This is a genomic window from Thiomicrospira microaerophila (genome assembly GCF_000934765.1).
Taxonomy (GTDB): Bacteria; Pseudomonadota; Gammaproteobacteria; order Thiomicrospirales; family Thiomicrospiraceae; genus Thiomicrospira; species Thiomicrospira microaerophila.
In genome coordinates this window covers 5,313-5,971 of the sequence record NZ_KN882202.1, presented here as the reverse complement: position 1 = coordinate 5,971, position 659 = coordinate 5,313, and the positions used below count along the sequence as shown (strand labels likewise).

At 36.1% G+C, this 659-nt stretch carries 1 protein-coding gene; it reads left to right on the top strand.

The window, feature by feature from the left end:
* On the top strand, positions 1–445 hold a 445-nt coding region (cas6, locus tag NA59_RS14075; protein WP_232504115.1), incomplete at its 5' end, for a CRISPR system precrRNA processing endoribonuclease RAMP protein Cas6.
* Between the last annotated feature and the right edge of the window lie 214 nt (positions 446–659).

The window sequence follows — 659 nt, the reverse complement described above, 5'->3', positions numbered from 1 at the left end:
TGTGCCGCCCCAGCCCCATGTCATGGAATTAGAGATGATGACACCGCTACGTTTGCTAAAGCATAAACGTTTAATGCAACCGGATCGTTTTGAGTGGGAATTTTTTATTCGAACATTGGTTAGACGTATCACGAGTTTGGCCTATTTTCATCAAAACCATGAAGAGACGATTGACTTTAATGCATTGTTTGCCAATGCCGCTGAGCATCAGATAGTCCAAAAATTAGTATTCGAACAAAATCATCGCTACTCAAATCGTCAAAAAAAAGAGATACCACTGGATGGTTTAAAAGGCGTAATGGAATTGAAATTTACAAAACAAGATGACCCTTTATGGCCCTGGATTTGGATGGGACAATACACGCATAACGGAAAATCCACAGTGATGGGCTTAGGGCAATATCAATTAAAAAATGGCCTTGTTCATCAACCCAAAACAAGTTAATATATCAAGTGTTCAAATTATAAGCCAAAGCTATGTAAGGTTCTTTAAAAATCCGGATAACTAAGCTTTTAAAATGAGAATTTATCACAACTAAAAGCTAATTTTTTCACGCATTAATAGATGCTGTTTTTATATCGCTAAATCTTTATAAATTAAAGAAAAAAATTATCCACAAGGATTTGAACCAATGCCCCGCAAATAGGGGATTAAGACC